Origin of the sequence: Streptomyces sp. NBC_00461, from assembly GCF_036013935.1 — a bacterium.
In the GTDB taxonomy this organism is placed as follows: domain Bacteria; phylum Actinomycetota; class Actinomycetes; order Streptomycetales; family Streptomycetaceae; genus Streptomyces.
This window is the reverse complement of sequence record NZ_CP107902.1, coordinates 8,369,301-8,395,616: the sequence shown is the minus strand read 5'-3', so window position 1 is coordinate 8,395,616 and position 26,316 is coordinate 8,369,301. Positions and strand designations below refer to the sequence as shown.

At 71.3% G+C, this 26,316-nt stretch carries 22 protein-coding genes; 16 read left to right on the top strand and 6 right to left on the bottom strand.

Features of this window, described 5'->3' with window-relative positions:
- Window positions 1-81: 81 nt before the first annotated feature.
- Window positions 82-1,047: a multicopper oxidase domain-containing protein gene (locus OG870_RS38885; RefSeq protein ID WP_266591609.1), complete on the bottom strand. Its 966-nt coding sequence runs from the start codon at window positions 1,045-1,047 to the stop codon at window positions 82-84.
- Window positions 1,048-1,241: 194 nt separating this feature from the next.
- Here OG870_RS38885 and OG870_RS38880 point away from each other — a divergent pair, with 194 nt between their 5' ends.
- Window positions 1,242-3,740 carry a ThuA domain-containing protein gene (locus OG870_RS38880; protein ID WP_327691969.1) on the top strand — a complete coding sequence of 833 codons (2,499 nt, stop codon included), beginning with the start codon at window positions 1,242-1,244 and terminating at the stop codon, window positions 3,738-3,740.
- Complete coding sequence (locus OG870_RS38875) at window positions 3,737-5,953, top strand: OmpL47-type beta-barrel domain-containing protein (protein WP_327691968.1); 2,217 nt, start codon at window positions 3,737-3,739, stop codon at window positions 5,951-5,953. Before OG870_RS38880 ends, OG870_RS38875 begins: the two co-directional genes overlap by 4 nt.
- On the opposite strand, the gene ligD is transcribed toward OG870_RS38875, so the two are convergent.
- Window positions 5,940-7,019: a non-homologous end-joining DNA ligase gene (gene ligD / locus OG870_RS38870; protein ID WP_266591603.1), complete on the bottom strand. Its 1,080-nt coding sequence runs from the start codon at window positions 7,017-7,019 to the stop codon at window positions 5,940-5,942. The genes OG870_RS38875 and ligD overlap by 14 nt on opposite strands.
- Before the next feature lie 73 nt (window positions 7,020-7,092).
- On the opposite strand from ligD, the gene OG870_RS38865 reads away from it, so the two are divergent.
- Window positions 7,093-8,163: an ATP-dependent DNA ligase gene (locus OG870_RS38865; RefSeq protein WP_327691967.1), complete on the top strand. Its 1,071-nt coding sequence runs from the start codon at window positions 7,093-7,095 to the stop codon at window positions 8,161-8,163.
- Between the two features lies 1 nt (window position 8,164).
- On the opposite strand, the gene OG870_RS38860 is transcribed toward OG870_RS38865, so the two are convergent.
- A complete protein-coding gene (locus OG870_RS38860) occupies window positions 8,165-9,355 on the bottom strand; it encodes a zinc-dependent alcohol dehydrogenase (protein ID WP_327691966.1) in 1,191 nt (396 codons plus the stop codon).
- Between the two features lie 196 nt (window positions 9,356-9,551).
- Between OG870_RS38860 and OG870_RS38855 the strand changes: the two genes are divergently transcribed.
- Window positions 9,552-10,544, top strand: coding sequence for a DUF3048 domain-containing protein (locus tag OG870_RS38855; RefSeq protein WP_327691965.1), 993 nt, complete (start codon window positions 9,552-9,554; stop codon window positions 10,542-10,544).
- A 14-nt stretch (window positions 10,545-10,558) separates the two neighbouring features.
- On the opposite strand, the gene OG870_RS38850 is transcribed toward OG870_RS38855, so the two are convergent.
- Window positions 10,559-11,023: a MarR family winged helix-turn-helix transcriptional regulator gene (locus tag OG870_RS38850; RefSeq protein WP_266529401.1), complete on the bottom strand. Its 465-nt coding sequence runs from the start codon at window positions 11,021-11,023 to the stop codon at window positions 10,559-10,561.
- A gap of 211 nt (window positions 11,024-11,234) precedes the next feature.
- Between OG870_RS38850 and OG870_RS38845 the strand changes: the two genes are divergently transcribed.
- From OG870_RS38845 to OG870_RS38810, 8 genes are all read left to right on the top strand, one after another.
- Window positions 11,235-11,990 carry a CoA transferase subunit A gene (locus OG870_RS38845; RefSeq protein WP_266591599.1) on the top strand — a complete coding sequence of 252 codons (756 nt, stop codon included), beginning with the start codon at window positions 11,235-11,237 and terminating at the stop codon, window positions 11,988-11,990.
- The gene (locus OG870_RS38840) at window positions 11,990-12,634 is read left to right on the top strand and encodes a CoA transferase subunit B (RefSeq protein ID WP_266529395.1); all 645 of its coding nucleotides are present in this window, start codon (window positions 11,990-11,992) and stop codon (window positions 12,632-12,634) included. The genes OG870_RS38845 and OG870_RS38840 overlap by 1 nt, the downstream gene beginning before the upstream one ends.
- The gene (locus tag OG870_RS38835; RefSeq protein WP_266591597.1) at window positions 12,631-13,833 is read left to right on the top strand and encodes a thiolase family protein; all 1,203 of its coding nucleotides are present in this window, start codon (window positions 12,631-12,633) and stop codon (window positions 13,831-13,833) included. The genes OG870_RS38840 and OG870_RS38835 overlap by 4 nt, the downstream gene beginning before the upstream one ends.
- 31 nt (window positions 13,834-13,864) lie before the next feature.
- Window positions 13,865-14,638, top strand: a complete 774-nt coding sequence (gene pcaH, locus OG870_RS38830; protein ID WP_266591595.1) for a protocatechuate 3,4-dioxygenase subunit beta — start codon at window positions 13,865-13,867, stop codon at window positions 14,636-14,638.
- A gap of 6 nt (window positions 14,639-14,644) precedes the next feature.
- Window positions 14,645-15,250, top strand: coding sequence for a protocatechuate 3,4-dioxygenase subunit alpha (gene pcaG, locus OG870_RS38825; RefSeq protein ID WP_266591593.1), 606 nt, complete (start codon window positions 14,645-14,647; stop codon window positions 15,248-15,250).
- Complete coding sequence (gene pcaB / locus OG870_RS38820; RefSeq protein WP_266843172.1) at window positions 15,247-16,584, top strand: 3-carboxy-cis,cis-muconate cycloisomerase; 1,338 nt, start codon at window positions 15,247-15,249, stop codon at window positions 16,582-16,584. The genes pcaG and pcaB overlap by 4 nt, the downstream gene beginning before the upstream one ends.
- On the top strand, window positions 16,581-17,702 hold the full coding sequence (gene pcaDC, locus OG870_RS38815; RefSeq protein ID WP_266843174.1) for a bifunctional 3-oxoadipate enol-lactonase/4-carboxymuconolactone decarboxylase PcaDC: 1,122 nt from the start codon (window positions 16,581-16,583) through the stop codon (window positions 17,700-17,702). Before pcaB ends, pcaDC begins: the two co-directional genes overlap by 4 nt.
- Window positions 17,703-17,772: 70 nt before the next feature.
- Complete coding sequence (locus OG870_RS38810) at window positions 17,773-18,564, top strand: SDR family NAD(P)-dependent oxidoreductase (protein WP_266591587.1); 792 nt, start codon at window positions 17,773-17,775, stop codon at window positions 18,562-18,564.
- Window positions 18,565-18,609: 45 nt separating this feature from the next.
- Here the strand turns inward: OG870_RS38810 and OG870_RS38805 are convergent, their stop codons facing one another.
- Window positions 18,610-21,294: an ATP-binding protein gene (locus tag OG870_RS38805; protein WP_266591586.1), complete on the bottom strand. Its 2,685-nt coding sequence runs from the start codon at window positions 21,292-21,294 to the stop codon at window positions 18,610-18,612.
- A 180-nt stretch (window positions 21,295-21,474) separates the two neighbouring features.
- Here OG870_RS38805 and OG870_RS38800 point away from each other — a divergent pair, with 180 nt between their 5' ends.
- Both OG870_RS38800 and OG870_RS38795 read left to right on the top strand, forming a co-directional pair.
- Window positions 21,475-22,470, top strand: a complete 996-nt coding sequence (locus OG870_RS38800; protein WP_266843177.1) for an anhydro-N-acetylmuramic acid kinase — start codon at window positions 21,475-21,477, stop codon at window positions 22,468-22,470.
- Window positions 22,471-22,520: 50 nt separating this feature from the next.
- On the top strand, window positions 22,521-23,558 hold the full coding sequence (locus OG870_RS38795; protein ID WP_266591582.1) for a DUF2510 domain-containing protein: 1,038 nt from the start codon (window positions 22,521-22,523) through the stop codon (window positions 23,556-23,558).
- Window positions 23,559-23,704: 146 nt separating this feature from the next.
- Here OG870_RS38795 and OG870_RS38790 read toward each other — a convergent pair whose 3' ends face one another.
- A complete protein-coding gene (locus OG870_RS38790) occupies window positions 23,705-24,319 on the bottom strand; it encodes a TetR/AcrR family transcriptional regulator (RefSeq protein ID WP_266591580.1) in 615 nt (204 codons plus the stop codon).
- 215 nt (window positions 24,320-24,534) lie between these two features.
- Here OG870_RS38790 and OG870_RS38785 point away from each other — a divergent pair, with 215 nt between their 5' ends.
- Complete coding sequence (locus OG870_RS38785; RefSeq protein WP_266591578.1) at window positions 24,535-25,359, top strand: phosphatase PAP2 family protein; 825 nt, start codon at window positions 24,535-24,537, stop codon at window positions 25,357-25,359.
- Window positions 25,356-26,306: a hypothetical protein gene (locus OG870_RS38780; RefSeq protein ID WP_266591576.1), complete on the top strand. Its 951-nt coding sequence runs from the start codon at window positions 25,356-25,358 to the stop codon at window positions 26,304-26,306. Before OG870_RS38785 ends, OG870_RS38780 begins: the two co-directional genes overlap by 4 nt.
- Window positions 26,307-26,316: the final 10 nt, after the last annotated feature.

Below are 26,316 nucleotides of genomic sequence, written 5' to 3'. Positions count from 1 at the left end.
CGGCGGCTGCGGATCAGGATAGCTCCGCGTGGGCGAGGAGGTGAGAGCGCTCTCGGCCCGGCGGGCGGCCGCCGGAGCCCGTCAGTGCCGGTGCGCCGCCCCGTGCTCGTGGGGCTCGTATCCCGGAATCGTGCCGTCCGGCTTCTTCACCAGGAACAGCCCGACCATCCCCATGTCGGAGTGGCTCTGGACATGGCAGTGGTACATCCACGCGCCCGCCCCGACGCCCTCCCCCGCGAGCACCTGGAAGCCGAAGGAGTCGGCCGGACCCACGATCTTGTTGTCGATGACCTGGCTCGGGTCGTCCGGGCCCGTGAGCATGCCGGTGCGGTTGTCGGCCCAGCGATGTCCGTGCAGATGGAACGTGTGGTAGTACTCGCCGTGCGTGATCATCACGAACTCGATCCGGTCGCCCACCGTGGCCTCGAAGTCGGGTCCGGTGTGCGGCGGCCGGTTGTTGATCGTCATGTCGTTGAAGACGATCGTGTACGTGCGGTCCGGCAGGACGTCTCCCTTGCGCCGGACGATCACGGGGCCGTAGAGGCCCTTGCGGATGCCGCCGGTGCCGTGTTCGGTGCCGACGACATGGTCGTGGTAGTGCCAGTAGCCCGCACTGCCCGCCCGCCAGGTGCCGTCGGAGCGGCGGCCGGGGGTGTGGGTGCGCCAGGTGTAGGTGCGGGTGCCGCCGGGTTCGACGTCGCTCTTGTTCAACTTCGTTCCGTCGCTGGAGACTTCGTAGTCCAGACCGTGGACGTGCAGGCTGGCGGCCACGTCCGTGGTGTTCTCGAACTCGATATGGAGGGTGTCGCCCTCGTTGAGTTCGATGAGTGGGCCGGGGATCGATGCCCTGCCCTTCTCGAAGCCGTAGCCCAGCTGCCCGTCGGCGAGCTTCTCGGCATACAGCCTGATGCGCTTGACCTCTCCCCCGGCCGGTGCGGTCCTGGCCGGCACGGGGGCGCCGGCGGCCTCGGAGGCCAGCGACAACGATGTCGCGACGGCCGCACCTCCCAGCAGCACACGCCGCCGATCGAAGCCTGGTCTGTCCATGCGGAACCCAACTCCCCACGTCGTTACGGGATGTGCGGAGACGTACCTGTGATGAACCTGTGAGACGGTACCGGCCGCCGAGCCGTTTATCCACACCGGGGACAAAGTTCGTGCCACTGCGGTCATAGGTATTGGCGAGTCATGCAAAGGGGTCTAGCTTCCTTGGCGTTGTTGCTGTGACCGAGGAGGTGCCCATGCACTTACGAGGGTTGAGCGCAGGAAGTACGAGACACACGAGAAGACGGGCCTGGGCGGCCACCGTGACGGCCGGGGTCCTCGGCGCCGGGCTGCTGTCGGGCCCCGTCGCGAACGCGCGCCCGGCGCCCGAGCCGTCCGCGACAACGATGTCCGTCACGTCGCCTCCGGGCGGCGCGCAGGTACGGGTGCTGGTCTTCTACGGTTCCGCGGCGGCCGGGGACGAGTCACCGGTCGTGAACGCCGGAATCGAGGCGATCGAGAAGATCGGCCTGTCGGGGCTCGCGGACCAGCGGTTCAGCACCGAGGCAACAGACGACGCCGAGGTCTTCACCGACGGGACCAGGCTGGGCCGTTACAACGCCATCGTGTTCCTGACCGGCGGCGGGGACATCCTCGACCCGGAGCAGGAGGCGGGACTCGAGGCGTACATGGAGGCGGGCGGCGGGTTCGTCGGTGTCCACGACGCGGCGCGCGCGGAGCCGTACTCCGACTGGTTCACCGGTCTGGTCGGCGCCAGGCCGGCCGCTTCCAGTCCAACCGCCGTGCAGCGGGCGGTCGTCGAGGTCGGCGACCGGCAGCATCCGGCGACCAAGGACCTGCCGCTGCAATGGAAGCGCCCCGATCTGTGGCCGAACTGGGTGAAGAACCCGTCCGGCGACGTGCACACCGTGGCGCGGGTGCGCGAGTCGACGTACAAGCCGGGTGCGAGCGCCAACGGCTGGGACCATCCGGTCAGTTGGTGCCGTGATTATGACGGCGGGCGCTCCTTCTACACGGGCATGGGCGGCACGGTGGCGTCGTACGACGAGACGGACTTCCGTGACCATCTGCGCGGTGCGCTGCTGTGGACGACCCGGCTGGTGCAGGCCGACTGCAAGGCCACGATCAACGCCAACTACAAGGCGGAGCGCCTCACCCAGCCCAACCGGCCCGGCCTCAGCGACCAGATCGGTGAGCCGCACGGCCTGGTCACCGCGCCCGACGGACGCGTGCTCTACATCGGGCGCGGCGGCGCCGACTCCTCCCAGCCCGTGATCACCGACTGGAACAACCCGGACGTCGGCAAGGGCAAGGGACAGGTCCATGTCTACGATCCGAAGACCAAGAAGGTGACCCTGGCAGGCGAGTTGACCGTCTTCGGCAACAAGGGCGGCGGCGACGAGCTGACCAAGGTCGAGGAGGGTCTGCTCGGCATCGAGCTCGACCCGGGCTTCGAGCAGAACGGCTGGGTGTATCTGCACTACACGCCCCACTCGCAGCTGAACCGCGACACACAGACCGCCGAGCGGCGCGTCTCCCGCTTCACACTGGACCTCGCCACCAACAGGCTGGACCTGGGCAGCGAGAAGGTGCTGCTCAAGTGGCCGGTGCAGGTGCACAGTTGCTGTCACGCGGGCGGCGGGATGACCTGGGACTCCAAGGGCAACCTGTACATCGCGACCGGTGACAACAACTCCAGTGGTTTCAGCGACGGTTACTCCGGCAACAACCCGCAGCCCAGCTACAAGGGCGTGTCCTTCGCCGACGCGCGCCGCACGGCCGGCAACACCCACAACCTCAACGGCAAGATCCTGCGCATCCACCCGGAGCCCGACGGGACGTACACCCTCCCCGCGGGCAACCTCTTCACCGGCAGGGAGACCGACGAGGGCGGCGGCAAGACGCGCGGCGAGATCTATGTGATGGGGGTCAGGAACCCCGCCCGCATCTTCGTCGACAAGCAGACGGACGCCCTCTACGCGGGCTGGGTCGGTCCGGACGCGGGCGCGCCGTCGACGACCTGGGGGCCGGCCAAGTACGACACGTTCGCCGTCATCACCAAGGCGGGCAACCGGGGCTGGCCGTACTGCATGGGCAACAAGCAGCCCTACCGGGACCGTAATCTGCCGGACCCGTCGAAGCCGCTCGGCTGGTACGACTGCGACCACCCGAGGAACGAGTCGCCGAACAACGACGGCCTCGTCCAGCTCCCCCCGGTCACCGGCAACAACATCTGGTACTCGCCCCAGGGCGGCGCCCCGGACTATCCGCGCGACGCGAACGGTGTCCCCTCCTACAAACAGGACGAGGCCACCTATCTGCTGCCGTGGCTCAAGGGCGGCGGCCAGGCGGCCATGAACGGACCGGTCTATCGCTACGACGCGGCGAGTACCAGCTCGGCCAAGTGGCCCTCGTACTGGGACGGCAAGTGGTTCGTCGGTGACTTCTACGACGCCGACCAGCCGCGCAACGCGGTCGTGACCGATCCGAGGACGCAGGGCGAGGGCGGTCTGCCGGTGCACTCGGAGTCGTTGAAGAAGATCGTGCCGATCGGCAACGACGGGATCAAGAACCTCATGGACTGGAAGTTCGGTCCGGACGGGGCGCTGTACGTCCTCGACTACGGGCGCGGCTTCTTCACCTCGGACTCCAAGTCGGCGCTGTGGCGGGTCACTTACACGGGCGGCGGGCCCACTCCGGCCGCAGGTCAGCTGGCGAGAGGAGGCCGGTCATGAGGCCGGTGACGCGGCAGCGAAGAGCCCTGACAGCCCTGTTGGCCGGCCTGCTCATGATGCTGGGGCTCCGGACGACCGCCGGCGCACAGCCCGAACGGACGGCCCCCGCCGCCGCTGCCGCTCAGGTGCTCACCTGGACCGCGGGCGACGGCATCACCCAGTACGTCTCGGCGCCGACGACGGCGGTCGCGGGTACGGCGACCATCGTCTTCGAGAACAGCGCGGCGACCGGCAACACCACCGGAATGCCGCACACGTTGACGTTCGAGACGTCGGACCCGGAGTACAACAACGACGTCCGGCTCAACATCCTCGCCAACCCGAACGACGACCAGGGCGGCCGCCACACCGCCGAGGTCACGCTCACCCCGGGCCGCTACTTCTACCACTGCACCATCCCCGGTCACGGGCAGATGCAGGGCATCCTGGTGGTGACCGGGGGCGGCGGCGAGGACACCACAGCCCCCGGGACGACAGCCCAGGTGACCGGCACGCGCAACGCGCAGGGCGAGTACGTAGGGTCGGCGAGCGTGGCGATCACCGCGACCGACGAGGCGGGCGGCTCCGGCGTCGACCGGATCGAGTACGCGATCGGGGACACGGGTGCCTGGCAGCCGTACACCGCCCCGGTCGTCGTCGATCAGGTCGGGAGCCACAAGGTCCGCTACCGGGCCCTCGACAAGGCGGGCAACGTGTCCGCCGAGAAGAGCGCCGAGTTCACGGTCGTCGCACCACCGACCGACGACACCACAGCGCCGCAGACCTCGGCGACGGTCAGCGGTGAGCGCAACGCCGACGGGGCGTATGTCGACATGGCCACCGTCACCGTGTCCGCCTCCGACACCGGGTCCGGCGTCAACACGATCGAGTACGCGGTCGGCTCCGGCTCCTGGCAGCCGTACACCATGCCCGTGATGGTGCACCAGCCCGGCACACACGCCGTGCGCTACCGCGCCACCGACAAGGCGGGCAACGTGTCGGCCGAGAAGAGCGTCGAGTTCACGGTGGTCGCGGCTCCCGCGCAGGACACGACCCCGCCGGTGACCGGTGCGACCGTCGGCGGCACTCGCAACTCCGACGGGGCGTACGTGGGCAGCGCCAAGGTGACGGTGAGCGCCACGGACGAGGGCGGTTCGGGCGTCGCAGGCGTCGAGTACTCGCTCGACGGCGGGCCCTACCTGGCCTACAGCGCGCCCGTGGTCGTCGACCGGGCCGGTACCCACAGCGTCGCCTACCGGGCCGGCGACAAGGCCGGGAACACGTCGGCGGCGCTCACGGTGAGCTTCACGGTCGTGCCCGGCGGCGGGGTCCCGGCACCCAACTGCCCGGAGCACGACGAGCGGTTGACGGTCTTCGTGGGCACGGTCGACTCGGGTGTGCCGAACCGGGTGACCGACAACCGGTGCCGGATCAACGAGTTGATCGAGGACGAGAAGGAGTGGACGTCGAACGCGCTGTTCCTCAAGCACGTGAAGACGGTCCTCGACAAGCTGGTCAGGGAAGGGGTCGTAGACCGGCGCGAGTACGACGCCGTCCGGAAGGCGGCCCGACAGTCCGGGATCGGCAAGCCCGGCCAGACCGACGGCTACCGCCCGATCCTCGACGGGAGCGCGGCCTCCTTCGCCAAGTGGGAGCAGGTGGGAGGCGGTTCGTTCGGCCTCAACGCCGACGGTTCGATCACCAGCGGCACCGCCACGGACGGCCTGGGCATGCTGTGGTTCCCGCAGCGCAAGTACGGGGACTTCTCCCTCCGCCTCCAGTGGCGGGACGACGCTCCGGGCACGGGCAACGCCAACTCGGGCGTGCTCGTCCGCTTCCCCTGGATCCACGACCATCCGGAGGAGTCACGGCCGGAGTGGGCGGCCATCAAGTACGGGCACGAGGTCCAGGTGCTCGACCGGCCCGACGGCGACATGTACAAGACGGGCTCGGTCTACGGCTTCGACCGGGTCGGGCTCGCCGGTGCGGGCGTGACCCAGAAGGGCACCTGGAACGACTACGAGATCCGCGTGGTCGACCAGCACTACTCGGTCTACCGCGACGGCGTGCTGATCAACGAGTTCGACAACACCGGCGGCCAGGACTTCTCTCCGCCGCGCTCGGACGACCCGGGCACGGACGGGCGGCGGTTCGCCTCCGGCTACATCGGACTGCAGGTGCACAGCACGACGGACGTGATCTCCTACCGGGACATCCGGATCAAGGAGCTGTAGGTCCCGACGGAGGCGCCTCGGCCGGGGGCGCCTCCTTCGCGGAGGCCTTCTTCGGGGAGGCCTTCTTCGCCTTGCTCGGCTGCACCCGCTTCGGCTCGCCCGGCATCTTCGGGTACTCCGGCGGGTAGGGCAGATCGCCCAGCCCGTGATCGCGCTCGTCGCGGCGGGCGAGTTCGAGCAGATCCTCCAGTGAGAACCGGTGCTCGTCCATGTCCGCGTGCACGTCGCCGAGTTCGGCGAAGCGCGCGGGCATGGTCGCGATGTCGAAGTCCTGCGGATGGGCGACCCCGACCTCGTCCCAGCGCAGCGGCGCCGAGACGGGGGCGTGCGGGCGGGGGCGTACGGAGTAGGCGGAGGCGATGGTGCGGTCCCTGGCCGTCTGGTTGTAGTCGACGAAGATGCGCTCGCCCCGCTCCTCCTTCCACCACTTGATGGTCACCTGCTCCGGCATCCGCCGCTCCAGTTCCCTGCCCACCGCGATGGCGGCGCGCCGGACCTGGGTGAAGGTCCAGCGCGGCTCGATGGGCACGAAGACGTGCAGGCCGCGGCCGCCGGAGGTCTTGGGGAAACCGCGCAGGCCGCCGAACTCGTCGAGGACGGCGCGCAGTTCGTGGGCGGCGCGGACGGCGTCGTCGAAGTCGGTGCCGGGCTGTGGGTCGAGGTCGATGCGGAGTTCGTCGGGGCGGTCGACGTCGGCGCGCCGCACCGGCCAGGGGTGGAAGGTGAGGGTGCCGTACTGGGCGGCCCACACGACGGCGGCCTCCTCGGTGGGGCACATCTCGTCCGCGCTGCGACCGCTGGGGAAGGTGATGTGGGCGGTCGGGATCCAGTCGGGCATGTTCTTGGGCGCCCGCTTCTGGAAGAAGTTCTCACCCGTCACGCCGTCCGGGTAGCGCTCCAGGGTGGTGGGCCGGTCGCGCAGGGCGCGCAGGATGCCGGGGCCCACGGCGACGTAGTACCGGGCGAGGTCCAGCTTGGTGAAACCGCGCTCGGGGAAGAAGATCTTGTCCGGGCTGGACAGCCGGACGGTGCGGCCGCCCGCCTCCAGTTCCACCGCTTCGCCCATGCGGCCACGGTAGGCGCACCTCGTACACCTCGCATACCGGGCGATTCATCGCGTATGCGAGCACAATCTAGGCATGGATCTCCCGGTGATGCCGCCCGTGAAGCCGATGCTCGCCAAGTCGGTGGCGAAGATCCCGCCGGACATGCAGTACGAGGCGAAGTGGGACGGGTTCCGGGCGATCGTCTTCCGCGACGGCGACGAGGTCGAGCTGGGCAGCCGTACGGGAAAGCCGCTGACCAGGTACTTTCCTGAGCTGGTGACGGCGGTGAAGGAGCGGCTGCCCGAGCGCTGCGTGCTGGACGGCGAGATCGTGATCGCTCGGGAGGGGCGGCTGGACTTCGACGCGCTGACCGAGCGCATCCACCCGGCCGACTCCCGGGTGCGGATGCTCGCAGGGAAGACCCCGGCGTCGCTCGTGGCCTTCGACCTGCTCGCGCTGGACAGCGAGTCGCTGCTCGACGTGCCCCTGACCGACCGGCGCGGCCTCCTGGTCAGGGCGCTGGAGGGCGTCACGGCCCCGGTCCATGTGGCGCCCGCGACGACCGACATCGACGTGGCGCGGCAGTGGTTCGAGCAGTACGAGGGAGCGGGCCTGGACGGTGTCATCGCCAAGCCGCTCACCCTGCGTTATCTCCAGGACCAGCGCGCCATGTTCAAGATCAAGCATGAGCGCACGGCGGACGTCGTCGTCGCCGGCTACCGCTTCCACAAGAGCGGCCCGGTCGTGGGCTCACTGCTGCTCGGCCTCTACGACGACCGGGGCACCCTGCAGCACGTGGGGGTGTCGGCCGCGTTCGCGATGAAGCGGCGCGCGGAGCTGGTGGAGGAGCTGGAGCCGCTGCGCCTTCAGGACGCCTCGGGCCACCCGTGGGCCGCCTGGTCCGACGAGGCGGCACACGAGACGGCCCGGCTGCCCGGCGCCCCCAGCCGCTGGTCGGGCAAGAAGGACCTGTCCTGGGTGCCGCTCACGCCGGAGCGGGTGGCCGAGGTGGCGTACGACCACATGGAGAACGGGGCTCGTTTCCGGCACACGGCGCGCTTCCGCCGCTGGCGCCCGGACCGGACCCCCGAGAGCTGCACCTATGCGCAGCTGGAAGAGCCGGTGCGCTACGACCTGGACGAGATCCTCAACTCCCCCGCGTGACTCAGGGCGTCATCAGCACCTTGACCGCGCCGTCCTGCTTGCGCTGGAACATCTCGTACGCGTGCGGCGCGTCCGTGAGGGGCAGCCGGTGGGTGGCGAAGTCGTCGACGCCGAGCGGGTCCTCGTCCGTGATGTACGGCAGGATCTCGTCGCTCCAACGGCGCACGTTGGCCTGGCCCATGCGGATCTGGATCTGCTTGTCGAACAGGGTCAGCAGCGGCAGCGGATCGGCCGTGCCGCCGTAGACGCCGCTGAGCGAGATGGTGCCGCCCCGGCGCACCAGTTCGATGGCGGTGTGCAGGGCGGCGAGCCGGTCGATGCTGAAGCGCTCGGCGAACGGGCCGGCGATCTTCCGGGGCAGCATGGCCGAGGCCTGCTGGGCCAGGCGTGCGGCCGCGCTGCCGTGTGCCTCGGTGCCGACGGCGTCGATCACGGCGTCCGGGCCGCGGCCGTCGGTCCGGTCGCGGATGGCCGTGACCAGCTCCTTCTCGTTGTCGAAGCTCCTGAGGTCAAACGTCTCTACGCCGCGCCCGTGCGCCCGGCGCAGCCGTTCGCTCACCAGGTCCACCCCGAACACCTGTCCGGCGCCGCGCACCTGGGCGACCCGGCAGGCCATGTCACCGATCGGCCCGAGGCCGAGCACGGCGACGCTGCCGCCTTCCGGGACGCTCGCGTACTCGACCGCCTGCCAGGCGGTGGGCAGTACGTCGGAGAGGTACACGAAACGGTCGTCGGGCGGCCCGTCCGGGACCTTGATCGGGCCGAACTGCGCCTGCGGCACGCGCAGGTACTCGGCCTGGGCACCCGGCACCGCGCCGTACAGACGGGTGTAGCCGAACAGGGCGGCGCCCATGCCCTCACTGGTCACCTGGGTCGTCTCGCACTGCGTCGGCAGCCCGGTCAGGCACATCCAGCAGTCGCCGCAGGCGATCTGGAACGGCACCACGACCCGGTCGCCCGCGGCGAGGTCCGGGACCCCGGCGCCGACCTCCTCGACGATGCCCATCGGTTCGTGTCCGAGGATGTCGCCCGGTGTCATGAACGGTGTGAGCACCTCGTACAGGTGCAGATCGGAGCCGCACAGGCCTGTCGAGGTGATGCGGATGACCGCGTCGGTCGGCTCCTGGATCCTCGGATCGGGCATGTCCTCCACCTGTACGTCCCGCTTTCCCTGCCAGGTCACAGCCTTCATCGCGTCGGGCTCCCTCTGTCGCGTCGGTGTGTCCGGTCCTGCGGTGCCGCCCCGGGTACCCGGGCGGCCGCATCCCGAAGCAGGTTCAGGGGCCAATGGGCGTATTCAACGCGCGCAATCAGAACCGAGCGGGTATGGCCACCAATGAACGTATAAGCGCACAATCATTGACACGGGATGTGATGCCACGGTGAGCATGAGACGGAAGGGGCGCCCGCGACGCGCCTCGACGACGGTGGCCATGCTGGCCGCCACGGTGACGGCCGTGCTGGCGGCAGGCTGCACGGGAGGGCACGGCCCGGCGGACGACGGACGCGCGCACACGCCGACCCCGGCCCCGGACAGGAGCGCCGTCGGCAAGAGCCCCGTGGCCAAGGGCTCCGTACTCGCCGTGAAGATCGACAACGCGCCCGGGGCCCGGCCCCAGACCGGGCTCGACGCGGCGGACGTCGTGTACGCGGAACAGGTCGAGGGCGGGCTGAGCCGTCTGATGGCGGTGTACGCCGGCACGCTGCCGAGGGTCGTCGGGCCGGTGCGCAGTGCCCGCGAGTCGGATCTGGAACTGTTGCGCCAGTTCCACGACCCGTTGCTCGCCTTCTCCGGAGCGCAGCACAAGCTGCTGCCGCTCATCGACGACGCGCCACTGCAGGCGGAGACGCCCGCGAAGGTGTCGGACGCCTATTTCCGCGGTCCCGGCAGGGCCGCCCCGCACAACCTCTATCTGCGCCCCGCCCGTCTGATGAAGTCGGCGCCCGGCGCGGACGCGCTCACGACCGGCTTCCGCTACGGCGCCGCGCCCGCCGGCGGCAAGTCGGCGAACACCCGCACGGTCCGCTACCCGGCCGCCGGCTTCACGTTCACCTGGTCCGCGAACCTCCACCGCTACCTGGTGGCGATGGACGGGACGCCCACCGTGACGGCCGAGGGGAAGCGCGTGACCCCGGCGACGGTCGTCGTGCAGTACGTGAGGATGCACAAGTCGGCCTTCCACGACGTCCTCGGCAACAACACGCCCTACACCGAGACGGTCGGTTCCGGGACGGCGCAGGTCCTGCGCGACGGGCGGGCCTACGACGTCAACTGGGAGCGCGGGAAGGCCACGGACGGCACCGAGTTCACGACGAAGGACGGCAAGCCGGTCAACTTCGCGAAGGGCCAGGTGTGGGTGGTGCTGGCACAGGCCTCGTGATCAGCGCGGCGCGCTCACCCCTGCGCCACGAGGGGTTCCGCCGGGTTGCGGAGCCCCTCGGCCGCGTCGGCGACCCGTCGGATGAGATCAAAGAAGACCGCCTGCTCCTTCGCGGACAGCGGCGCCAGGAAGACCTGGTTCATCCGGGCCGTGCGCACGGTCAGCTTGCGGTGGGTGCGCACGCCGTCGTCGGTGAGGCGCAGCAGGAAACGACGGCCGTCCTGCGGGTCGCGCACCTTGTCCAGCAGCCCGCGGCGGCCGAGCCGGCTGATCACCTCGGCGATCGTGGACCGGTCGAGCCCCACCCGCTCGCCCACCGTGCGCTGGTCCAGGCCCGGCTCGGCGACGAGCGCGTTCAGGACCGCGAACTGCGGCGAGGTGATCTCCTCCGAGACCATCGTGTTCCACAGCAGGTAGTGGGCCTGCTGCAGCCGCCGGGCCAGGTGCCCGGGGTGGGTGGTGAGGTCCACCGCGGCCATGTGCGCTCCCGAGGTCGAATTCGTTGGTGCACTGAACGATACCTGGACGTCCTGTCGACTGTCTCCAGTCCTGCACGCACCTCTGACCTTGTAATTCTCCGGGGTCTTGACGCTTCGCCGCGACAGTGACAGCGTGAAGGAAACTTCACCGAAATACTCAGTGCCCTGATTAACTCGTGACCGGGCGCTCGGACGGGATGGGGCTTCACGGATGGACAAGGTGGTGGCCACGGCCGGTGCGGCGGTGGCCGATGTGCCGGAGGGCGCGTCGCTGGCGGTAGGCGGTTTCGGGCTGAGTGGTGTGCCGAACGTGCTCATCCAGGCGCTCTACGAGCGGGGTGTGGCGGGGCTCAGAGTCGTGTCGAACAACTGCGGGGCGATGGAGAGCGGTCTCGCGGTGCTGCTCGCGGCGGGGCGGATCTCCCGGGTGACCGGCTCCTACATCGGCGGCAACAAGGAGTTCGCCCGGCAGTATCTGGGCGGCGAACTGGAGGTGGAGCTGATTCCGCAGGGCACCCTTGCCGAGCGGCTGCGCGCGGGCGGAGCCGGCATCCCCGCCTTCTACACGCCCGCGGGTGTGGGTACCCAGGTCGCCGACGGCGGGCTGCCCTGGCGCTACGACGGTGAGGGAGGCGTCGCTCTGGCCTCCCCGCCCAAGGAGGTGCGGGAGTTCGACGGCACCGAGTACGTGCTGGAGCGGGGCATCCGGACGGACTTCGCGCTGGTGCGGGCCGCGCGCGGGGACCGGCACGGGAATCTGGTGTTCAACAAGTCGACCAGGAACTTCAATCCGCTGGCGGCGATGGCCGGGAGGGTGACGATCGCCGAGGTGGAGGAGCTGGTGGAGCCGGGCGGGATCGACCCGGATCACGTGCATCTGCCGGGGATCTTCGTGCAGCGGGTGGTCGCCCTGACTCCCGGGCAGGCGGCGGACAAGAAGATCGAGCAGCGGACGGTGAGCAGCTGATGGCCTGGAGCCGCGAGCAGATGGCCGGGCGGGCCGCCCGGGAGCTGGCCGACGGTCAGTACGTGAATCTCGGCATCGGTCTGCCGACGCTGATCCCGAACTATCTCCCGCCGGGTGTGGAGGTGATCCTGGAGTCGGAGAACGGGATCCTGGGCACGGGTCCGTATCCGACGGACGACCAGGTCGACCCGGATCTGATCAACGCCGGGAAGGAGACGGTGACGGTGTTGCCGGGCGCGTCCTTCTTCGACTCGGCGCTGTCGTTCTCGATGATCCGGGGCGGGCACATCGATGTGGCCGTGCTGGGCGCGATGCAGGTCTCGGCGACGGGCGATCTGGCCAACTGGGCCGTCCCGGGCAAGCTGGTCACCGGGATCGGCGGAGCGATGGACCTGGTGCACGGGGCCCGCACGGTCATCGTGGTGATGACCCACACCGCCAAGGACGGTTCACCGAAGATCCTTCAGGAGTGCGCGCTGCCGCTCACCGGCAAGGCGTGTGTGAACCGGGTCATCACCGATCTCGGGGTGATCGACGTGACACCGGACGGGCTCGTGTTGACCGAGGTCGCCCCCGGAGTGCGCGTCGACGACGTCATCGCCAAGACCGCCGCCAAGCTGACGATCGCGGAGGACCTGCTGTGAACACGGTTTACATCGTCGAGGCGGTGCGTACCCCGATCGGCCGCTACAACGGCGGCCTCTCGGGCGTCCGCCCGGACGACCTGGCCGCCCACGCCCTGCGCGAACTCCTCGCCCGTACACCGGAGTTGGACCCTTCCCGGATCGAGGACGTGTACTTCGGCAACGCGAACGGCGCCGGCGAGGAGAACCGCAACGTCGCCCGCATGGCCGCCCTGCTCGCCGGCCTGCCGACCTCCGTGCCCGGCGTCACCGTCAACCGCCTGTGCGCCTCCGGCCTGGAGGCGGTCATCCAGGCGGCCCGCGCCATCGCCGTCGGCGACGCCCACATCGCGGTGGCCGGTGGTGTGGAGTCGATGACCCGCGCCCCCTATGTCCTGCCCAAGAACGACCGGCCCTTCCCCGCCGCCCACACCGAGCTGTACTCGACCACCCTGGGCTGGCGGATGGTCAACCCGGCGATGAACCCGCAGTGGACCATCCCGCTCGGCGAGTCGGCCGAGCGGATCGCCGACAAGCACAAGATCAGCCGGGAGCAGCAGGACGAGTTCGCGCTCGCCTCCCACCAGAAGGCGGCGACGGCTCAGCAACAGGGCCTGTTCGACGCCGAGTTGGCCCCGGTGGCGATCCCGCAGCGCAAGGGCGACCCGGTCGTTCTCGGCGCCGACGAGTCGGTGCGCGCGGACGCCTCCCTGACCGCGATGGCCAGGCTCAAGCCGTCCTTCCGTACCGAGAACGGCACCGTGACGGCCGGCAATGCCTCGCCGCTCAACGATGGCGCCGCCGCCCTCCTGCTGGTCGACGAGGAGGGCCTGAAAGCGGTCGGCCGCGAACCCCTGGCCCGTGTGTCGGCCACCGGTGTGCACGCAGTCGACCCGGACTACTTCGGCCTCGCCCCCGTCGAAGCCGTCAACCGCGCCCTCGCCAAGGCGGGCAGGACCTTCGACGACCTGTCCGTCCTGGAACTGAACGAGGCCTTCGCCGCCCAGGTGCTGGGCTGCGTGGCCGAATGGCCCGAGTTCGACCCGGCGATCCTCAACCCCCAGGGCGGCGCCATCGCCCTCGGCCACCCGCTCGGCGCCTCCGGTGCCCGCCTCGCCGGCACCGTCGCCCACCAACTCGCCCGCCGCGGCTCCGGCACCGGCGTCGCCACCCTCTGCATCGGCGTCGGCCAGGGCCTCGCCCTCGTCCTGGAACGCTGAGAACCCCCCGCGGAACCCCCGAGGAACCCCAATGACTCTCACCCAGCACGACATCGACCAGGAGATCGCGGCCGAGCACGCCGCGTACGAGAAGCGGATCGCCGACGGCGCGCCCGTAGAGCACCAGCCGCGCCGCGACTACGCGCCGTACCGCTCCTCCGTCCTGCGCCACCCCCACCAGCCGCCGGTCTCCATCGACGTCAGCAAGGACCCGGAGCTGGTGGAGCTGTCCTCCCCCGCCTTCGGCGAGCGGGACATCACCGAGATCGACAACGACCTCACCCGCCAGCACACCGGTGAGCCGATCGGTGAGCGCATCACCGTCTCCGGCCGGCTCCTCGACCGGGACGGCCGCCCGATCCGCGGCCAGCTGGTCGAGATCTGGCAGGCGAACTCGGCGGGCCGTTACGCCCACCAGCGCGAGCAGCACGACGCTCCGCTGGACCCGAACTTCACGGGTGTCGGCCGCACGCTGACCGACGCCGACGGGCACTACCACTTCACGACCGTGCAGCCGGGCCCGTACCCGTGGCGTCAGCACCTCAACGCCTGGCGGCCGGCCCACATCCACTTCTCTCTGTTCGGTTCGGCGTTCACGCAGCGGCTCGTGACGCAGATGTACTTCCCGAGCGACCCGCTGTTCCCGTACGACCCGATCATCCAGTCGGTGACCGACGACGCGGCCCGCCAGCGGCTGGTCGCCACGTACGACCACAGCCTGTCGGTGCCGGAGTTCTCGATGGGCTACCGCTGGGACATCGTGCTCGACGGGCCGCACGCCACCTGGATCGAAGAAGGGCGCTGACCTGCCATGACGAAGATCGACACGAGCCGTCCGGAAACCGTCCTGCCGACCCCGTCGCACACGGTCGGCCCCTTCTACGGCCACGCCCTGCCCTTCCCCGGCGGCGGCGACATCGCCCCGGTCGGCCACCCGGACACGGTCACCGTCGAGGGGTACGTGTACGACGGTGAGGGCAAGCCCCTGCCCGACGCCTTCGTGGAACTGTGGGGCGCGGACCCCGACGGCAACATTCCGCAGACCGACGGCTCGATCCGGCGCGACCCGGCGAGCGGCGGCTACCTGGGCCGCAACGGCGTCGAGTTCACCGGCTGGGGGCGCATCCAGACGGACGCCAACGGCCACTGGTACGCGCGGACGCTGCGTCCGGGCGCGCGCGGGCAAAGCGCCCCGTACCTCAGTGTGTGCGTGTTCGCGCGCGGGCTGCTGGTGCACCTGTTCACCAGGATCTATCTGCCCGGTGACCAGGCGGCACTCGCCGCCGACCCGCTGCTGGCCGGGCTGGACGAGGAGCGACGCGACACGCTGATCGCGAAGGACGAGGGCAGGGGCACATACCGTTTCGACATCCGACTTCAGGGCGAGGGCGAGACGGTCTTCCTGGAGTTCCGGTGACTCCCCCAGTCGATCCTGACGACACCGGCCTGCTCGCCCCCGGGTGGGCAGGCTCTCCTGCCGCTTCCGCGACGGCCGACACGGCGTATCTGCAGGCCCTGCTCGACGCGGAGGCCGCCCTCACTCGGGCCCAGGCAGCCTGCGAGCTCGTCCCGGCCGAGGCGGCGACGGCGGTCACCGAGGCGGCGCACGCCGACCGCTTCGACGTACGCTCCCTCGCCGAGCGGGCCCGCTCGGGCGGCAACCCGGTCATCCCCCTGGTCGCCGATCTGACGAAGGCGGTCGGCGAGGAGTACGGGCCCTACGTCCACCGGGGCGCGACCAGCCAGGACATCATGGACACGGCGACGATGCTGGTCGCCGTGCGCACCCTGGGCCTGATCCTCGCCGACCTCGCACGCACCGAACGGGCACTGGCCCGGTCGGCGGCCGTCCACCGCGACAGCGCGATGCCTGGACGGACGCTCACCCAGCACGCCGTACCGACGACGTTCGGGGTGAAGGCGGCCGGCTGGCGGTCGCTGGTGCTCGACGCACGCGACCGAGTCATCGGCGTACGGAGCGGCCTGCCCGTCCAACTCGGCGGTGCGGCCGGGACATTGGCGGCCTTCACCGCCTACGGCAGCCGGAACACCGCGGACCTCACAGCGGCCTTCGCCCGCGAACTCGGCCTCGGCGCACCGCTCCTCCCCTGGCACACCCTACGCACCCCGGTCGCCGATCTCGCCGGCTGCCTGGCCTTCACGGCCGGAGCCCTGGGCAAGATCGCGACGGATGTGCTCGTCCTCGGGCGCACCGAGATCGCCGAGGTCACGGAGGGCAGCGGGGGCGGCTCCTCCGCCATGCCGCACAAGGCGAATCCCGTACGGTCCACACTGATCGTCGCCGCGGCCCGGCGGGCACCGCAGCTCGCGGCCACGCTGTACGGGTCGATGACCGCCGAGGACGAGCGTCCGGCGGGGGCCTGGCACGCCGAGTGGGAGCCGCTCAGGGATCTGCTGCGTCTGGTCGGCGGTGCCGCCCGGGACGCCGCCGAACTGGCCGAAGGGCTACGGGTGCACGCGGACGTGATGCGTGAACACCTCGGCCTCACCCACGGGTTGATCGTCTCGGAGCGACTGTCGGCGGAGCTGGCCGCCGTGCTGGGCCGCGCCCGCGCCAGAACGCTGCTGACCGAGCTGGCCAGGCGCACCTACTCCGAGGGCCGCCACTTGCACGAACTGCTCGCCGACGAGCCCGAGTTGAAGGACGTCGACCTTACCGAGCTCACCGATCCCGCCCGTTACACCGGCTCCGCCGGAGCCCTCACCGACCGTGCTCTGGAGCGACGTTGACCGAGAAACTCCTCAACCACCGTGCCGAGGGGCCCACTTCCGCTCCTCCGCTGCTGCTCGGGCCCTCGCTCGGGACGTCGTACGCCCTGTGGGACAGGGTGGCGCCCGAGCTGTCCATCGCCCACCGCGTGGTGCGCTGGGACCTGCCCGGGCACGGCGGTTCGGCGCCCGGACTGATCGGGCCGGGCGCGACCGTCGGTGACCTCGCCGACCTGGTGCTCGCGCTCGCCGACTCGCTCGGCATCGAGCGGTTCGCTTACGCGGGTGTGTCCCTCGGCGGTGCCGTCGGCCTGCATCTCGCGCTGCATCACCCGCAGCGGGTGTCGTCGCTGGCCGTGATCTGCTCGTCGGCGCACTTCAACGGCTCGAAGCCGTGGGAGGAGCGGGCCGAGCTGGTGCGGCGCGAAGGGGTGGGGTCGCTCGTGGAGAGCGCCGACGCCAGGTGGTTCACGCCCGGTTTCACCGTGCCGGAGCTGGTGCGGGACCAGCGGGACGCCGACCCTGACGCGTATGCCGCCTGCTGTGACGCGCTGGCCGCCTTCGACGTGCGCGACCGGCTCGCGGAGATCTCCGCGCGCACGCTGCTGATCGCCGGGCGCGAGGACCAGGCGACCCCGCCGCCCCATCTGCGGGAGATCGCGGACGCGGTGCCGGGTGCCGCGCTCGTGGAGCTGCCAGGGGCCGCGCACCTGGCGCCGGCCCAGTGCCCGGAGGCCGTGCTGACGGCCCTCCGTACGCACCTCGGCGGGGGCGCCAAGCGGGGCATGGAGGTGCGGCGCGAGGTGCTCGGTGACACGCACGTGGACCGGGCGCAGGCCCGGCAGACGCCCTTCACCGCCCGTTTCCAGGACTTCATCTCGCGCTACGCCTGGGGCGAGATCTGGACCGACCCCACCCTCTCGCGCCGTGAACGCAGCATGATCACACTGACGGCTCTGGTCGCGCACGGGCACTACGACGAGCTGGCCATGCACGTGCGGGCGGCGCGGCGCAACGGCCTCACGCCCGAGGAGATCGGTGCGGTGCTGCTGCAGACGGCCGTGTACTGCGGGGTCCCGGCGGCGAACTCGGCGTTCGCGGCGGCCCAGCGGGTGCTGGCGGAGGACGACGACCTCTGAGGGTGACCCTGCTGGTCGTAGCTTCAGCAGCACCTCGCACATGCCTCTCCCGCGTGCCTACGGTGGAGGCATGTCCACCATCCTGATCACCGGCGCCACCTCCGGCCTCGGCCGGTACATCGCCTTCGAGCTGGTCCGCTCCGGCCATGTCGTCCTCGCCCACGGCCGCGACCCGGGCCGGACCCGTGAGCTGGTCGCCGAGTTGCGTGCCGAGGGCGACGCCGAGCCGTTCGTCGCCGATCTGGCCTCGCTGACGCAGGTGCGCGAGCTGGGCGCGCAGGTCGCCGAGGCGCATCCCGACCTCGATGTGCTGATCAACAACGCGGGCGTCGGAGCGGGCGCGCCCGGCACCGGGCGCGAGCTGAGCACCGACGGACACGAACTCCGGTTCGCCGTGAACTACTTGGCGCCGGTGGTCCTGACCCGTGCCCTGCTGCCGGTGCTGCGCGCGAACACTCCCGCGCGCATCGTCAACGTCGGCTCGGTCGGCCAGGAGCCCCTCGCCTTCGACGACGTCGAGTTCCGGCGTGGCTACGACGGCTTCGCGGCGTACTGCCGCGCCAAGTTCGCCCTGGCGGCCCACACGTTCACCCTTGCCGAGGAGTTGGCGGACACCGGTGTCTCGGTGAACGTCCTGCACCCGGCGACGTTCATGGACACGGCGATGGTGCGCGAGGGCGGCGTCACCCCCTGGAACACGGTCGCCGACGGGGCGCCAGGCGTGCTGGCCCTCGCGACCCAGGACCGGGGCACGGGCGGCTACTTCGACGGCACGAGCCGGTCGAGGGCGCACGAGTCGACGTACGACCACGAAGTGCAGAAACGCCTGTCGACGGTCACCGAGCAACTGCTGGCGCTGTAGCGCCCTTTGACGGGGCGGGGCCGCGTCGTTGTGCGGCTGTGTCGATCAGCGCAGCCCTCGCCCGGTCTCCAGCACTTCCCGCGCCTGCGCCACCAGTCCATCCGCACCGCACGAACGGGCAAGCGCCAGACCCCGGTTGAGCTCGGCGACCGACCGTGCGGCGATGCCGTACTCGACGCGGGCCGCGGCATGCTCGTACTGGCAGGGCGAGGCCTCCAGATACGCCACGGCCTGCGAAGCCAGCCGCACCGCCCGCTGCCCGGTCTCCAGCGCCGCGGCACACCTCAGCGCCTCACCGATGGCCGTGTCCGTGCCGAACCGCTCGGCCTGCAGACGGGCATCCGTGGCGAGTTGGGCCGCGCGAGCCGGATCCTCCGTGGCGAGGGCGCGGGCGAGGTCGAGCGCCCAGGGAACGACGACCGGGTTGTGGTGGCCACGCGCGGCGGCCGCCCTCTCGGCCTCCTCCAGTTCGTTGATGCCGTCCTTGGTGCGGCCGACGGCGAGCAGCAGCCTGCCGCGCACCGACCGTGGGTCCGGCATCACGATGGTGGACGGGTAGGGCGGTGCGAAGCCGTACTGCTCGGCGATCGACCAGGCCTCCTCGACATGGCCGCGGGCGAGCAGGACATCCACGAGGTTGCAGGTGGCCGTCCAGTACAGGGGCAGACGGCGGCCGACGCGCTCGGCGATGCGCAGCGACTCGCGCAGGGACGCCTCCGCCTCACGGAGCCGGCCGCGCCTGCGGTGTCCGAGGCCGACGTAGGCATGGGCGAGGGAGAGGTGGCCGCCGCTCCAGCCGGCCGATTCGTAGGCGCGCAGGCCCTCGTTGTAGAGGGCGTCGGCGCGGTCGAGGCGGTCGCTGAAGGCGTAGGAGTTGGCGAGCATCAGCAGGAGTTCGATGCCCCACTCGGTGTCGGTCCAGCCGAGGCCCGGTGCGAGGCGGCCGTTGACGAGGGCGCGGTCGCAGTGTTCGACGACCTCCTCGGCGTTCTCGCCCTGGATCAGGGCGTCGAAGCCGCGCAGCATGAGCAGGGCGCGCTCGGAGTTGTCGCGGCCGGTGCAGGTGCTGGCGAGGTCGGCCAGGCGCCGGGAGCGACCGGGCGAGGTCGACTCGCCGGCGTGGATGCCCTCCCACATGTACTGCACGGCCTGCAGCCGCATCCTGGCGGGGCCCGCCTCGTGCCGGGCGGCCTCCGCCTCGACCGTGCGGACGGCTTCCTCCATCTGGTCGTTGTGGAGGAGGGACTGGGAGAGGCGGAAGACGGCGTCGACACGGGTGTGGCCGTCGAGGCCGGGCATACCGAGCGCGGACTGCAGGTGGCCGATGGTGGTGGAGGGTGCGGTGAGCAGGGTGGCGCAGCCGAGTTCGTAGAGCACGCGCGCGTGGACGTCGGAGGTCGGCGGTTCCAGCAGGGCGCGCTCCAGGCAGCGGCGGGCCGCGTCCGGGGCGCCGACGGCGAGGTGTTCGCGGGCGGCCTCGCGCAGTTGCTCGACGAGTTCCTCGTCGTCGTCCGGGTGCACCTGGAGGAGGTGCCGGGAGGCCATGGCGGCGCCGAGTCCGGAGTCCGCGACGACCTGCGCGGCGATGCCGTGCATGGCGGTGCGCAGGGCGTCCGGGATGGAGTTGTAGACGGCGGTGGCGATCAGCGGGTGCACGAACTCCAGCTCGCCGTCGGCGGCTTGGGCGCTCACCGGGTCGGGTTCGGTGAGGATGCGGGCGTCCTTGAGCAGTTCGGCGCAGCGCACCGCGTCGCCGTGGCCCATGGTGGCGAGCTTGGCCACCAGGTCGACGGAGATGCCGGTGCCGAGGATTCCCGCCGCCCAGGCGAACCGGGTGGCGTCGATGCCGAGCTCCTCCAGGCGGGCGACGAGACCGCCGCCGCGGGCCGCGCGGTTGAGGGCGCGCAGTTCGGCGGCGGCGCTCTCGGTCGGCTCCAGCTCGCTGTCCTGGACCTTGGCGAGGAGTTCCACGGTCTCGTACGGGTTGCCGCCGGTGACGGCCCAGACCTCGCGGCAGAACGGGGCGTCGGCGTGGGCGCCCAGGGTGGCGCGGGTGAGGCCGGCGGTGGCGTCCGGGGTGAGGGCGCTGAGGGTGGCGTCGGGGCCGCCCGCGGCGGCGGCGACGGCTTCGAGGTGGCGGGCGCTCTCGCCGCTGGCCTCGCCGGGCCGCCTGGCGACCACGACCAGGACGGGCAGGTCGTCGAGCCGCTCGGCGAACGCGGCGAGCCAGCGCAGCGTCTCCCCGTCGGCCCAGTGCGCGTCGTCGACCAGCAGGACCAGTGGATAGTCCCGGCGGGCCAGTCTGCGCACCCCGGCGACGAGGCCGTCGCACACGCCCTGCGGGTCGGCCTGGCGTTCGCCGGGCTCCGTGAGGCCGAGGGCGGGGCCGGCGATGTCGTACCAGTCGCCGAGGTATTCGCGTCCCTCCTCCGGCAGCAGTGACAGCAGTGCGGGCTGCAGCAGTTGGCGTACCACGTTGAAGGGGACGGACCTGAGGGTCTCGCCGCCGCGGGCCGACCACACGGTGCAGCCGCGCCGTTCGGCGATACGTCGGGTCTCGGCCAGCAGGGCGGTCTTGCCGATTCCCGCCTCGCCCCGGATCACCAGCAGGCTGCCCGAGGACGAGCGGTCGGCGCACAGGTTCTCGACCGCCTGTACGACGGCGGCGACTTCCTCGTCGCGCTCCCACAGGGAGGCCGAGGCGGCCTCCGTGGGCCGGACCTCCGTCATCCCATTACCTCCCCAAGTCGCCCGAACGACGTACAGATCTCGAGCGTAGCCGTCCTCTCGCGGAAGTGGAGGCCGGTCCGGGTACCTGTTGCCGTGATGGGTGACAGCGGGTGCAGGCGGGCGACGCATGGAGCCTGTGATCTGCGTGTGTGAAGGTAACCGACAGTCAAAGGCGCTGAAATGACGCTGTTTTTCGGACAACGCCGGGCGGTGCGGGATGCGTCCACGGTAAGGGCTCTGGCGGCGGGTTCGGTGGGCAACTTCGTCGAGTGGTACGAGTTCGGGGCCTACGGCTGCTTCGCGACCGTCATCGCCGCGCGCTTCTTCACGCCGGAGGGCGGCGGCGAGGCGGAGGCGCTGGTGAGGACGTACGCGTCGTTCGCGCTGGCGTTCTTCTTCCGGCCCGTCGGGGCGGCCCTGTTCGGGCGGCTCGGTGACCGGATCGGCCGCCGTCCGGTGCTGATCCTGGTGATCGTGCTGATGACCGTCGCGACGACGCTGATCGGGGCACTGCCGACGTACGTCGGCGTCGGGGCCCTGGCTCCGTGGCTGTTGACGTTTCTGAGGGTGCTTCAGGGACTGTCCGCGGGCGGTGAGTTCGGTGGTGCGGTGGCGGTGGTGACGGAGTTCGCGCCGCCGGGCCGGCGGGGCTGTACGGGTCGTGGCAGCGTCCACGAGCCCTTGCTGGAGCGGTTGCTGGCGGAGCCGTACTACGCGCTGACCGCGCCGAAGACGACCGGCAAGGAGCTGTTCCACCTGGGGTATCTGCGGGACGCGCTGGCCGGGTTCGGGACGCTCAGGGCCGAGGACGTGGTCGCCACGCTGACGATGCTCACGGCCCGGACGGTCGCGGACGCCGTGCGCGCGCTCGGCGCCACCGAGGTGATCGTGTCCGGTGGCGGGACCCGGAATCCGGTGCTCATGGGGATGCTGGGCGAGCGCCTGCCCGGGGTGGCGGTGCGCACGTCCGACGAGCTGGGGCTGGCGGCGGACGCGAAGGAGGCGTACGCCTTCGCGGTGCTCGGGTTTTTGACCTGGCACGGTCTGCCGGGCACCGAGCCCGCGAGCACCGGGGCGCGGCACCCGAGCGTGCTCGGTTCGATCACGCCCGGGCGGGGCGGGCTGCGGCTGCCGGCACCGCTCGCGGAGCCGCCCGTGCGGCTGGTCCTCGGCTGAAGTCCGGATCCTCTCATCCCGCTTTCACCGACGCCTCATACGGTGGGGGCATGACGCAGGTGACTCCTCCCGGGTGGTATCCCGACCCGGGGCAGACGAGTGAGGGTCCCGCCGGCGAGCGCTGGTGGGACGGCAAGGCATGGACGGACCAGACCCGCCCCGCGGGGTCGGCCGCCGTATGGGGTCCCCCGGCGCAGTCGCCGACGGCCGGGGCCGGGGCCGATCCGGCGTACTCGGCCCAAGCGGCGTATCCGGCATATCCGGCGTTTCCCGCGCAACCACCGGCCTCCCCGCGACGCGGGCTGCGCACGGGCATCGCCGTCGCGGTGGCCGTTGCGGTGCTCGCGAGCATCGGCGTGGGCGTGTGGGCGCTGACGGACAGCGGCGGCTCGGGCGGCGGCAGCGCGAGCTCGCAGGGGCCGGGCGGTCAGGGCGGCGGGCCCGGTGGGCAGGGCGGTTCGAACGGAGGCAACGGCGGCAACGGCGGTTCTTCGGGCGGGTCCGGCGGATCGGGAGGTTCCGGGTCGCCCGCGCCCGGCCAGTCCGAGGCGCCGAAGATCACCAGAGGTTCGGTGACCGACGCGGTGAGCGGCATCAGCCTGCCCATCCCGGACGGCTGGTACGGCCAGCAACTCCAGGCGGGCGCGCAGATCACGTCCAACGACTCCTACAAGTGCCCCGGGGAGCCCTCCCAGCCCTGCTCGAAGGGCGGCGCGTACTCGGCGCCGGCCCTCGCGCTGCGCACCCCCGGCTCCACGGCCGAGGCGGTCGCCAAGGCCGACATCAAGGCGAACGCCGAGGAGTCCTACGGCGGCAAGACCTACGGTGCGATCACCTCGCACGACGAACTGGAGTCCAAGGCGGTGACGGTCGCCGGGCAGAAGGGCTACCTGGTCCGCTGGAAGGCGGTCACCAGCAAGGGTTCGGACGGCTATGTCGAGTCCCTCGCGTTCCCCTCGCCAGCGAACGCGGCCCAGATCGTGGTGGTCCGCTTCGGTGTCGACGTCGGCGAGAAGCAGTCGCTCATCGACACGATCACCCAGGGCATCAAGGTGTCGACCGGCAGCGGCAACGGCCAGACGGTCTGACACCGCCCAGGACGACAGTCGGCCGGGCGGGACTCCCTCCGCTCAAGAGGAGTCCCACCCGGCCGGGGGGTGCGCGCCGCCCCCGTCCCCACGGTGCGGCGCGATCAGGTCACCGTCCAGTCATCCCGCGGACGGCGGCCCGAGTCTCAGGTGAGGCCCAGTGCCGGCAGCACGGCGGCCTCCACGAAACGGACCAGGTATGCGGGGTCGGCGTACTCCCCGTCCACGACGGGCCGGGCGCGCACGACGCCGAACATCTGGGCCGGGATGTACTCGAGCGCCGGATGGTCGCCGGCGATCTCGCCGCGCTCCACCCCGCGCCGCAGGATCTCCTTCAGCGCGGCGATCTCCGGCTCCACGAGCGCCTCGCGCAGCGCCTTGGCCAGCTCCGCGTCCTGGGTGACCGCGTGTCCGAGCGCCTGCAGCAGCTTGGTGTCGTTCAGTGACCAGCGGCCCACGGCCCGCGCGGCCTCGCGCAGGTCGTCCGCGAGCGACCCGGTGTCGATGTCGCCGAAGCGGGCCTTGCGACGGGAGCGCAGGGCGGCCACGACGAACTGGGGCTTCGTCTTCCACTGCCGGTAGAGGGTCGACTTGCTGCAGCGGGTGCTGGAGGCGATCCCCTCCATGGTGACGGCGTCGTACCCGCACTCCCGGATCTGTTCGAGCACGGCGTCGAAGAACTCCCGCTCACGCTCGGGCGTGATCTTGGAGCGGCGCGAGGCGGCGACCGTCTCCGGTCCGTCCGCGGCCTGCGACGTCATCTGCTCTTCCCCTTCACTCGAGTCCCGCTCTATTCCCTGAATCCAGTGTGTCGTACCTCAATCGATACGCCAGTGTACCGGAACGCCAACGTATCGGTACACTGCCGTATCGGAACGCTTTCGTTTCGGGACGGACGCGTACCGATGAGTTCCCGGCACGCCGGGGGTCTCGACTCGTACCGCCACAAGCACCACGTCAGCGAAGGGGCCGGGGGATGAATGCCCGCACCGAGCCTGCAGAGGGTGAGACCGACGCGATAGCGCGGCCTCCGCTCGTCCGTGAGTTCCTGCTCGTCGCAGGGCTCTTCCTCGTCTACAAGTTCGGTCGGCAGCTGGCGACCGGGCACACCGGCGAGGCCCTCCACAACGCCCATCGCGTGTGGGACCTGGAGCGGACACTCCGTCTGCCGGGCGAGGGGTCGGTGCAGTCCCTCCTCCTGCACAGCGACACGCTGGTGCACATCGCGAACACCTACTACGCGACCGTCCACTTCCCCGCCACCGTGGCCTTCCTGGTCTGGCTGTACCTGCGGCGCCCGGCGCACTACGTGTGGGCCCGCCGGGTCCTGGCCACGGTCACCTCGGCAGCCCTGGTGCTGCCCTTCGTCCTCCCGCTCGCGCCCCCGCGGATGCTGGCCGCCACCGGCCTCGTCGACACCGCGCATGTGTACGGCCCCTCGGTGTACGGCCCGCCGTCCTCGGACCATCTCTCGAACCAGTTCGCGGCGATGCCGTCACTGCACTTCGGCTGGGCCCTGATGGTGGCGATCGGCCTGATCGCCGCGACCCGGTCGCGTCTGCGCTGGCTGTGGCTGCTGCATCCGCTGGTGACGCTGCTGGTCATCGTGGGGACGGCGAACCACTACTGGCTCGACGCGATCGCCGCGACCGCCATGCTCGGCATCGCGCTCGCGCTGATCCACCGGCCGCAACGGACCGTCAGCACCGCCGGACGCGGCGCCGACAAGCTCGTACCGGCCCAAGGTCGTCCGGCCGAAGGTCCGGCCGAGGAGCACGTCCTGGTCGGAGCGGGCCGATGACCGCCACCCTCGTCGCCGTCGCCCTCTCGCTGGTCTCCGCCGTCGCCTACGCGGCCGCGGCGGTCGCCCAGGAGCGGCTCGCCGCCCGCAGCGGCGACACCGGCATGCTGCGGCTGCTGGCTTCGGGCGCCTGGTGGGCGTCGGTCGGGCTCAACGCCGGGGCGGCCCTGCTGCACGTCGTCGCCCTCAAGTACGGCCCGCTCACCGTCGTACAGCCGCTGGGGGCGCTCACCCTGGTCGCCGCGGTGCCGATGGGGGCGCGGGCGGCCGGGCGGCGGGTCAGCGCGACCGAGTGGCGGGGTACGGCCCTGACGCTTGCCGGGCTGGCCGCACTGCTGGTGACCGCGTCCGGGTCGGCGCCCCGGCAGGTGCTGAGCCTGACCGAGGCGGTGGCGGTCGCGGGAACCACGGCCGCGCTGATCGGGATGCTGGCCCGGCCCGGGGCCCGGCCCGGCCTCCGGCACGCCACGGCGTCCGGGTTCGCCTCGGGAGTGGCGTCCGCGCTCACGCAGACCGTGACGGTGTCCGCGACGGACCGTTCGGGGTCCGCACTGAGCCCGCAAGTCGTCCTGGTGGCGGTGCTGGTGGCGGCCTTCGCCGTGGGCGGACTGCTGCTGTCCCAGATGGCGTACCGCGGCGGACTGGGCGCCCCGCTCGCGGTGGTGACCCTGTCCAACCCGGTGGCGGCCTCGGTCATCGGGCTCACGCTGCTCGGGCAGGGACTGCGCGGCGGCGCCACGGGTGTGCTTCTGGCCCTCGCGGGCGCGGCGCTCGCCTCGTGGGGTGTCGTCCTGCTGACCCGGGTGGCGCCCGCTGCGGACCTGGCTCCGGCCGACGAGGAGCACCCGGTGGCCGCGGTGCTGGCCCTGAGGCCGGAAACGGCCACGCCCGAACCGGCGTTGGTGCCCCAGCCGTCCGCCGAGCCGGGTCATCTCACGCCGCTGTGACCCGCCGCAC

What these genes read in the sequence shown, in the direction of transcription:
- OG870_RS38780 (WP_266591576.1), top strand. Translation starts at nt 25,356, where the DNA reads ATGACCGCCACCCTCGTCGCCGTCGCCCTCTCGCTGGTCTCCGCCGTC.
- ligD (WP_266591603.1), bottom strand. Translation starts at nt 7,019, where the DNA reads ATGGGCGAAGCGGTGGAACTGGAGGCGGGCGGCCGCACCGTCCGGCTG.
- OG870_RS38845 (WP_266591599.1), top strand. Translation starts at nt 11,235, where the DNA reads ATGGACAAGGTGGTGGCCACGGCCGGTGCGGCGGTGGCCGATGTGCCG.
- OG870_RS38790 (WP_266591580.1), bottom strand. Translation starts at nt 24,319, where the DNA reads ATGACGTCGCAGGCCGCGGACGGACCGGAGACGGTCGCCGCCTCGCGC.
- OG870_RS38850 (WP_266529401.1), bottom strand. Translation starts at nt 11,023, where the DNA reads ATGGCCGCGGTGGACCTCACCACCCACCCCGGGCACCTGGCCCGGCGG.
- OG870_RS38865 (WP_327691967.1), top strand. Translation starts at nt 7,093, where the DNA reads ATGGATCTCCCGGTGATGCCGCCCGTGAAGCCGATGCTCGCCAAGTCG.
- pcaH (WP_266591595.1), top strand. Translation starts at nt 13,865, where the DNA reads ATGACTCTCACCCAGCACGACATCGACCAGGAGATCGCGGCCGAGCAC.
- OG870_RS38785 (WP_266591578.1), top strand. Translation starts at nt 24,535, where the DNA reads ATGAATGCCCGCACCGAGCCTGCAGAGGGTGAGACCGACGCGATAGCG.
- OG870_RS38885 (WP_266591609.1), bottom strand. Translation starts at nt 1,047, where the DNA reads ATGGACAGACCAGGCTTCGATCGGCGGCGTGTGCTGCTGGGAGGTGCG.
- OG870_RS38840 (WP_266529395.1), top strand. Translation starts at nt 11,990, where the DNA reads ATGGCCTGGAGCCGCGAGCAGATGGCCGGGCGGGCCGCCCGGGAGCTG.
- OG870_RS38860 (WP_327691966.1), bottom strand. Translation starts at nt 9,355, where the DNA reads ATGAAGGCTGTGACCTGGCAGGGAAAGCGGGACGTACAGGTGGAGGAC.
- OG870_RS38875 (WP_327691968.1), top strand. Translation starts at nt 3,737, where the DNA reads ATGAGGCCGGTGACGCGGCAGCGAAGAGCCCTGACAGCCCTGTTGGCC.
- OG870_RS38805 (WP_266591586.1), bottom strand. Translation starts at nt 21,294, where the DNA reads ATGACGGAGGTCCGGCCCACGGAGGCCGCCTCGGCCTCCCTGTGGGAG.
- OG870_RS38880 (WP_327691969.1), top strand. Translation starts at nt 1,242, where the DNA reads ATGCACTTACGAGGGTTGAGCGCAGGAAGTACGAGACACACGAGAAGA.
- OG870_RS38795 (WP_266591582.1), top strand. Translation starts at nt 22,521, where the DNA reads ATGACGCAGGTGACTCCTCCCGGGTGGTATCCCGACCCGGGGCAGACG.
- OG870_RS38855 (WP_327691965.1), top strand. Translation starts at nt 9,552, where the DNA reads ATGAGACGGAAGGGGCGCCCGCGACGCGCCTCGACGACGGTGGCCATG.
- pcaG (WP_266591593.1), top strand. Translation starts at nt 14,645, where the DNA reads ATGACGAAGATCGACACGAGCCGTCCGGAAACCGTCCTGCCGACCCCG.
- OG870_RS38800 (WP_266843177.1), top strand. Translation starts at nt 21,475, where the DNA reads ATGACGCTGTTTTTCGGACAACGCCGGGCGGTGCGGGATGCGTCCACG.
- OG870_RS38810 (WP_266591587.1), top strand. Translation starts at nt 17,773, where the DNA reads ATGTCCACCATCCTGATCACCGGCGCCACCTCCGGCCTCGGCCGGTAC.